The organism is uncultured Campylobacter sp., from assembly GCF_937890585.1.
Classification (GTDB): domain Bacteria; phylum Campylobacterota; class Campylobacteria; order Campylobacterales; family Campylobacteraceae; genus Campylobacter_A.
The window spans coordinates 1-6,019 of sequence record NZ_CALACG010000245.1; the positions used below are offsets into that span (position 1 = coordinate 1).

The 6,019-nt window shown below is 42.0% G+C and carries 7 protein-coding genes; 5 read left to right on the forward strand and 2 right to left on the reverse strand.

What is annotated here, in order from left to right; all coding sequences use genetic code 11:
• Nucleotides 1–358: 358 nt before the first annotated feature.
• Together Q0296_RS07270 and crcB are read left to right on the forward strand one after the other, a co-directional pair.
• Entirely contained in the window at nt 359–1,198 is an 840-nt protein-coding gene (locus tag Q0296_RS07270; protein ID WP_298038692.1) for a biotin synthase, read from the forward strand.
• Nucleotides 1,198–1,551 (forward strand): fluoride efflux transporter CrcB, encoded by a 354-nt coding sequence (gene crcB, locus Q0296_RS07275; RefSeq protein ID WP_298038695.1) that lies wholly within the window; start codon nt 1,198–1,200, stop codon nt 1,549–1,551. Before Q0296_RS07270 ends, crcB begins: the two co-directional genes overlap by 1 nt.
• A 163-nt stretch (nt 1,552–1,714) precedes the next feature.
• On the opposite strand, the gene Q0296_RS07280 is transcribed toward crcB, so the two are convergent.
• Complete coding sequence (locus Q0296_RS07280; RefSeq protein WP_298038698.1) at nt 1,715–2,197, reverse strand: hypothetical protein; 483 nt, start codon at nt 2,195–2,197, stop codon at nt 1,715–1,717.
• 115 nt (nt 2,198–2,312) lie between these two features.
• Here Q0296_RS07280 and Q0296_RS07285 point away from each other — a divergent pair, with 115 nt between their 5' ends.
• The 3 genes from Q0296_RS07285 (at nt 2,313) to Q0296_RS07295 (ending at nt 5,293) form a co-directional block, all read left to right on the forward strand.
• Nucleotides 2,313–3,476: a cation:proton antiporter gene (locus Q0296_RS07285; RefSeq protein ID WP_021085423.1), complete on the forward strand. Its 1,164-nt coding sequence runs from the start codon at nt 2,313–2,315 to the stop codon at nt 3,474–3,476.
• Between the two features lie 2 nt (nt 3,477–3,478).
• The gene (locus Q0296_RS07290) at nt 3,479–4,756 is read left to right on the forward strand and encodes a citrate synthase (protein ID WP_298038699.1); all 1,278 of its coding nucleotides are present in this window, start codon (nt 3,479–3,481) and stop codon (nt 4,754–4,756) included.
• 279 nt (nt 4,757–5,035) lie between these two features.
• Nucleotides 5,036–5,293, forward strand: a complete 258-nt coding sequence (locus Q0296_RS07295) for a SemiSWEET family transporter (protein WP_298038702.1) — start codon at nt 5,036–5,038, stop codon at nt 5,291–5,293.
• Nucleotides 5,294–5,630: 337 nt separating this feature from the next.
• Here Q0296_RS07295 and Q0296_RS07300 read toward each other — a convergent pair.
• The coding region (locus Q0296_RS07300) for an aconitase family protein (RefSeq protein WP_298038704.1) at nt 5,631–6,019 on the reverse strand (389 nt) is incomplete at its 5' end.

Here is a 6,019-nt window from a genome sequence, read left to right on the forward strand (position 1 = left end):
GTAAAAACGAGTATCTAAAACCAACTGGCTCGACCATCTTTGAAGAAAACGACCTACTTTTGGTGCAATGTGAAAACCAAGTGCTCTACCAAGATACGGTTAAGTATTTGACTTATTGAAAGTAAATTTGAAAATTTATTTAGTTTTTAGCCACCTCTTTTTTGTAAATTTTAAAATCTTACTCACTCGCCTTAGCAGACCACTGAATTTAGACCTCGTAGTCACTCGCCACTAAATTTAGGGCCGTGATATGCCAACTCTAATTTTAAAATTTGCCTGTTTTTCGTAAATTTAAGACGATCATACTTAAATTTTAAACCTACCAAAGCTATAATACGCCCCAAAAAAAGGATAAAAAATGAAAACGATTATGCTTTGTGCGATATGCTCCGTCACGCAGGGAAACTGCGCTGAGGACTGCGCTTATTGCACGCAAAGTGCCAAAGCTGGCGCTGATATCACGAAATTTAAAGAAAAAAGCGTGCAGCAGGTGGTGGACGAAGCCAAAATGGCTTATAAAAACCACGCTCTTGGCTTTTGCTTAGTCACAAGTGGTGCTAGGCTAAATGACAAAAAGACCGACTACATCGCTTCTTTGGCGCGCGCCGTGAGCAAAGAAGTGCCAAATTTGATGCTCATCGCATGTAACGGCATGGCGACTTATGAGCAGCTTTGTGAGCTCAAAAATGCTGGCGTTTTTAGCTACAACCACAACCTAGAAACAAGCCGCGAATATTTCCCCAAAATCTGCACAACACACTCTTGGGACGAGAGATATCAGACAAATTTAGACGCAAAAAGGGCTGGGCTCATGCTTTGCACTGGCGGCATTTACGGCGTTGGCGAGAGCGAGGCCGACAGGGTGAGCTTTAGAGCTAGCTTAAAAGAGCTTGAGCCATTTTCGTCGCCTATAAATTTTTTCATAAAAAGTGATGCACTAAGGCTTGATCTGCCGCCTCTTAGCGCGGATGAGGCCCTAAAAATCGTGCGTGAGACCAAATGCGCACTGCCAGAAACTAGGGTCATGATAGCTGGCGGCAGGGAGAAGATTTTGGGCGATAGGCAGTATGAGATCTTTGAAAATGGCGCCGATGCGATCGTGATAGGCGACTACCTCACCGCAAAGGGCGAGAAGGCAAGCAAGGACATCGAGGAGCTTACAAAGCGCGGTTTTAGCTTTGCAAGTATCTGTCACTAATGCTTGTAAATTTGCTTTTTGCTGGGCTTGGAGGCTTTATCGGAGCTGGATGTAGGTTTTTAGCTGGGGAACTGCTAAAATTTAGCCACTTTCCCCTAGCCACGCTTGGTATAAATGTGCTTGGCAGCTTCATCATCGGCGTTTTATTTTGCCTAAATTTAAGCCAAAGCGTGAGGGTTTTCTTGGTCGTTGGCATACTTGGCGGCTTTACCACGTTTTCAAGCTTTAGCCTCGATAGCGTGAAATTTCTGCTAGAAGGCGAACTCATAAAAGGCTTTTTAAATATATTTTTAAACCTTAGCCTTTGCCTGATCGCAAGCTATCTTGGCATTTTGCTTGGTAAGAATTTGTGAGGTTTTTTAAGGTGTGTAATAAATAACTTCTTTTATGTCATTTTGCAAATTTTAAAATTCCATTCACCCCTAAGAATTGACTACTAAAATTTGGCTTCACTTATCGCTTAGCTCAAATTTAACAAAACCCCATGCAGTGCGAAGCGCCGCCACATGTGCCTCTCTACCTAGCCTCTACCTTTGGCATCTGCAGCATAAAATTTCTAGCTTCGCTTAAAAGTACCGGTTTAAGCGCATCTGCTAAGGTTTTTGGATCGTAAATCCTCTCATACGAAAGCATCATAACTCCATCTTTTTTAAGTAAAAAGTGGATTATTTCTATATTTTTGCTCTTAGTTTCATCTTTTATGAGGGCTAAAATTTGATCATTTTCTTCACTAAAAAGCACGTTTTTATCTTGCTTAAGAGCCATTTTTAGCTCTTCTAGTTCGTTTTTTGTCTTGACATCTTTGTCAAACTTTACTCTAAAAGCGGCAAAGTGCTCGTCCATGTTTTCATTTTTTAAAAAGTAAAAACTCTCATTTTTAACCACTTGCTTTTTATAAAATGTGCTGCCATCAAATCTAAAACTCTCAACTAAATTTGGCTCGCCTGCCAAAGAAAAGACGCCAAAAAATATCAAAATAAAAAGGCTAAATTTACGCATAAAATTTCACTCCAAATTTCTAAAATAGCCACCATTTTGCCCAAATTTTGCTTAGCTTAATCAAAAAATAACAAAGCTTTTTATACAATCAGGCATTTTTATTTTAAGGATCTTTTTGCAGTTACACCAAGCAAGCGAGCTTAGCATCCTTGTCGTTTTGGCATTTATCGTCTTTGCTTCGCCTTATATTTCTAAAATTTTACGCATACCAGTCGCACCTGCTGAGATACTACTTGGAGCGGTTGCTGGCTACATCGGAGTCGTTGGCGACAACGAGATGTTTAAGCTCATCAGCGAAGTTGGCTTTTTCTTTTTGATGTTTCTAGCTGGCATGGAGATCGATCTTAGGATGCTCATAAACATCGACCGTAAAATTTTGCGCCTTGGGCTCATCTATCTAGCGCTCATCTACGCTCTAGCCACGGCTCTGACGCTAGGACTTGAGCTTAGCCTGCTTTACATCATCATCATCCCGATAATGGCCGTTGGTATGGTATTTACACTATTTAAGGAGTATGGCAAGCAGCAAGAGTGGCTAAATTTAAGCATGCTAATAGCAACTATCGGCGAGCTTTTAAGCATCACGCTTCTAACATTTACCGCTGCTTACTTGCAGTTTGGAGCGAGTATAAATTTATGGCTAACGATTGGCTATTTGATCCTATTTTTGGCTATCAGCGTGCTTAGTTTTAAAATTTTGGACGTGCTTTTTTGGTGGTATCCGGGGCTTAAAGTGGTGCTCATGCCACACTACGACAAGGACGAGAAGGACATTAGGCTTTGCATCGCGGTATTTTTCACGATGATAGCTTTAATGCTATATCTAAATTTAGAAGTCGCCTTTGGTGCGTTTATCGCAGGTATGTTTATCACGACATTTTTTGATCATAAAAAGGACTTGCCACACAAGCTTTCAAGCTTTGGATTTGGCTTTTTGGTACCGATATTTTTCATCCACATAGGCTCGACTTTCAAGCTTTCAAGCCTAGGATCTAGCGAAGTGATAAAGGATGCTATTTTTATATTTTTAGCGATGCTTGGCACCAGAGTTGTATCTAGTTTGCTCTTTTTGGGCAAGCTTGGCTTTAGAGGGATATTTTTATTTTCAGTTTCGCAGTCTATGCCGCTCACTCTTTTGATCGCAGTTGCTACTATCGCACACAAATCAGGCGAGATAAGTGACTATTCTTACTCATCTTTCATCCTAGCAAGCCTCGCACAAGCTATAATAGGAGCTATAATCATCAAAATTTTAATGCAATCAAAAAGCAAGGAGTAAAAATGTCATCAAATACAGCCACACTAATCGACAACCGAACTGGCAAGAGCTATGAATTTCCTATCCTAAAAGGCACGATGGGACCAGATGTCATCGACATATCGACTTTCTTTAGCGACACTGGGATGTTTACCTTTGACAGAGGTTACACCTCAACTGCGATGTGCCGCTCAGCCATAACCTACATCGACGGCCTAAAGGGCGAGCTCATGTATAGAGGCTACGACATCGCGTATTTGGCTGAAAATAAGACATTTTTAGACGTTGCCTACCTGCTTTTAAACAAAGAGCTACCAACTAACGAGCAATACAGGGGCTTTAAAGATGAGCTCAAAAAAAGAAGCTTCATACACGAGGGCATGATGAAGCTCTTTGACGCATTTCCAGACAAGGCGCACCCTATGGCGATCTTGCAGGCAGCGGTCTCTGCACTAAGTGCCTTTTACTCAGACCACCTAAATATGGATAAGCCTGAAGAGTACCACGAGATGGCTATGCGTATCATCGCTAAGATCCCAACGATAGCGGCCTTTAGCTACCGCTACTCACGCGGACTTCCTATCATATATCCAAATTTAGATCGTGGCTTTACTGAAAATTTCCTCTATATGATGAGGGGCTATCCATACGAGCACGTCGATCTTAAGCCTATCGAGATCAAGGCGCTTGACACGGTCTTTATGCTGCACGCTGATCACGAGCAAAATGCTTCTACTACGACTGTTAGGACCGTTGGCTCAACGCACGCGCACCCATACGCATGTATAAGTGCAGGTATCGGCGCACTTTGGGGCTGGGCTCATGGCGGAGCAAACGAGGGCGTCATCCGCCAGCTAGAAGAGATCGGCACGGTCGCAAACGTCGATAAATACATCGCTAGAGCAAAGGATAAGAACGATCCATTTAGACTAATGGGCTTTGGTCACAGGGTCTATAAAAACTTTGACCCGCGCGCAAAGGTGCTTAAAAAGATGAGAGATCAGCTGATGGATGAGATCGGCATTAGCTCAGAGCTCATCAAGATCGCCAACCGCATCGAAGAGATCGCGCTAAATGATGATTATTTTGTGAGTAGAAATTTGTATCCAAATGTTGATTTTCACTCAGGGCTCATCCTAAAAGCACTTGGCATACCAAACAATATGTTTGCCGTCATCTTCGTCATCGGCAGGACGCCAGGCTGGATTAGCCAGTGGATCGAGCTAAAAGAACAAGAGAGCATAAAGATCGTCCGTCCAAGACAGCTCTACGTCGGAGAGACAAACAGAACACCAAAATGAGTGAGCTTTAAATTTAGCTTCTAGCGGTCGCTGGGGCTAAATTTGGCTTAAATTTATGTAGCAGGCTCAAGGCTACATAGCAAATGCAAAGCTCGCCCTTGAGCCAAAACTCTGTCGCTAAGCCAACACGCCGCATGCGTTTTTGTTAAAATTTCATCAAATTTACTTCAAGCCAAACTCGTCAATCCACGCATTTTTATGCATAAATTTTTTAATTGCCAGCATTCACCGCTCGTGAAGAAAAAAAATAATATAATGCCGCTTTTTAAAGGAGATAACATGAGCGAAAGAAATTTACAAATTTTAGGTTGGATAGGTACGTGCCTATCGGTTATTATGTATATTTCGTACATCCCACAAATAATGGGCAATCTTGATGGCAACAAAACACCTTTTATCCAGCCGCTAGCTGCTGCGATAAACTGCACGATCTGGACAAGTTACGGCTTGCTAAAAGCTAAAAAAGACTATCCGCTTTCTGCTGCAAACTTGCCAGGTATAATCTTTGGACTTTTGGCAACTATAACAGCGTTTTAATGTGCTAGCTTCAAACCTTTTATGCTAAAAAATAGCCGATAAATTTGCAAATTTATCGGCTAAATTTAATTTATACAAAATGCTTTTGAATTTCTTTGATTTTTACAGATAAAACCAGATATTACAACGAAAATTTCACAAGAAAAACATTTCACCAAATTTTGTCACAAATATAAGGCAAAGTATCGTGAGATGGGTTTAAAGGCTTTACTCCCCTTGGGGTCGCAACTGCAAGCAGAAGCGACGTAAAAATTTAGCAAAGATAAGACATTTTAGTCTATCGAGCTAAATTTTTACTAGCTCCGTTAAAAACGCTCGCGAGACGAGCCGTTAAATTCTAAAGATCGCGCGGATCAGCGATTTTACCTGCTATCGCTGAAGCCGCCACAACAGCCGAGTTAGCCAGATAAATTTCACTCGTCCTATCGCCCATACGACCGACGAAATTTCTATTTGTCGTTGAGATACAGCGCTCATTTGCGCCCAAAATGCCCATATATCCGCCAAGGCAAGCGCCACAAGTTGGGTTGCTCACAACCGCTCCTGCTTCTATGAAAATGTCGATTAGCCCCTCTTTTTCAGCAGCTCTTGCGATCTTTTGCGTCGCTGGAGTGATGATGAGCCTTGTTTTGCGGGCTACTTTTTTGCCTTTTAGGATCTGCGCTGCTATGCGAAGGTCGCTTAGACGGCCATTTGTGCATGAGCCGATAAATGCCTGATCAATAG

What these genes read in the sequence shown, in the direction of transcription:
- Q0296_RS07270 (WP_298038692.1), top strand. Translation starts at nt 359, where the DNA reads ATGAAAACGATTATGCTTTGTGCGATATGCTCCGTCACGCAGGGAAAC.
- crcB (WP_298038695.1), top strand. Translation starts at nt 1,198, where the DNA reads ATGCTTGTAAATTTGCTTTTTGCTGGGCTTGGAGGCTTTATCGGAGCT.
- Q0296_RS07280 (WP_298038698.1), bottom strand. Translation starts at nt 2,197, where the DNA reads ATGCGTAAATTTAGCCTTTTTATTTTGATATTTTTTGGCGTCTTTTCT.
- Q0296_RS07290 (WP_298038699.1), top strand. Translation starts at nt 3,479, where the DNA reads ATGTCATCAAATACAGCCACACTAATCGACAACCGAACTGGCAAGAGC.
- Q0296_RS07295 (WP_298038702.1), top strand. Translation starts at nt 5,036, where the DNA reads ATGAGCGAAAGAAATTTACAAATTTTAGGTTGGATAGGTACGTGCCTA.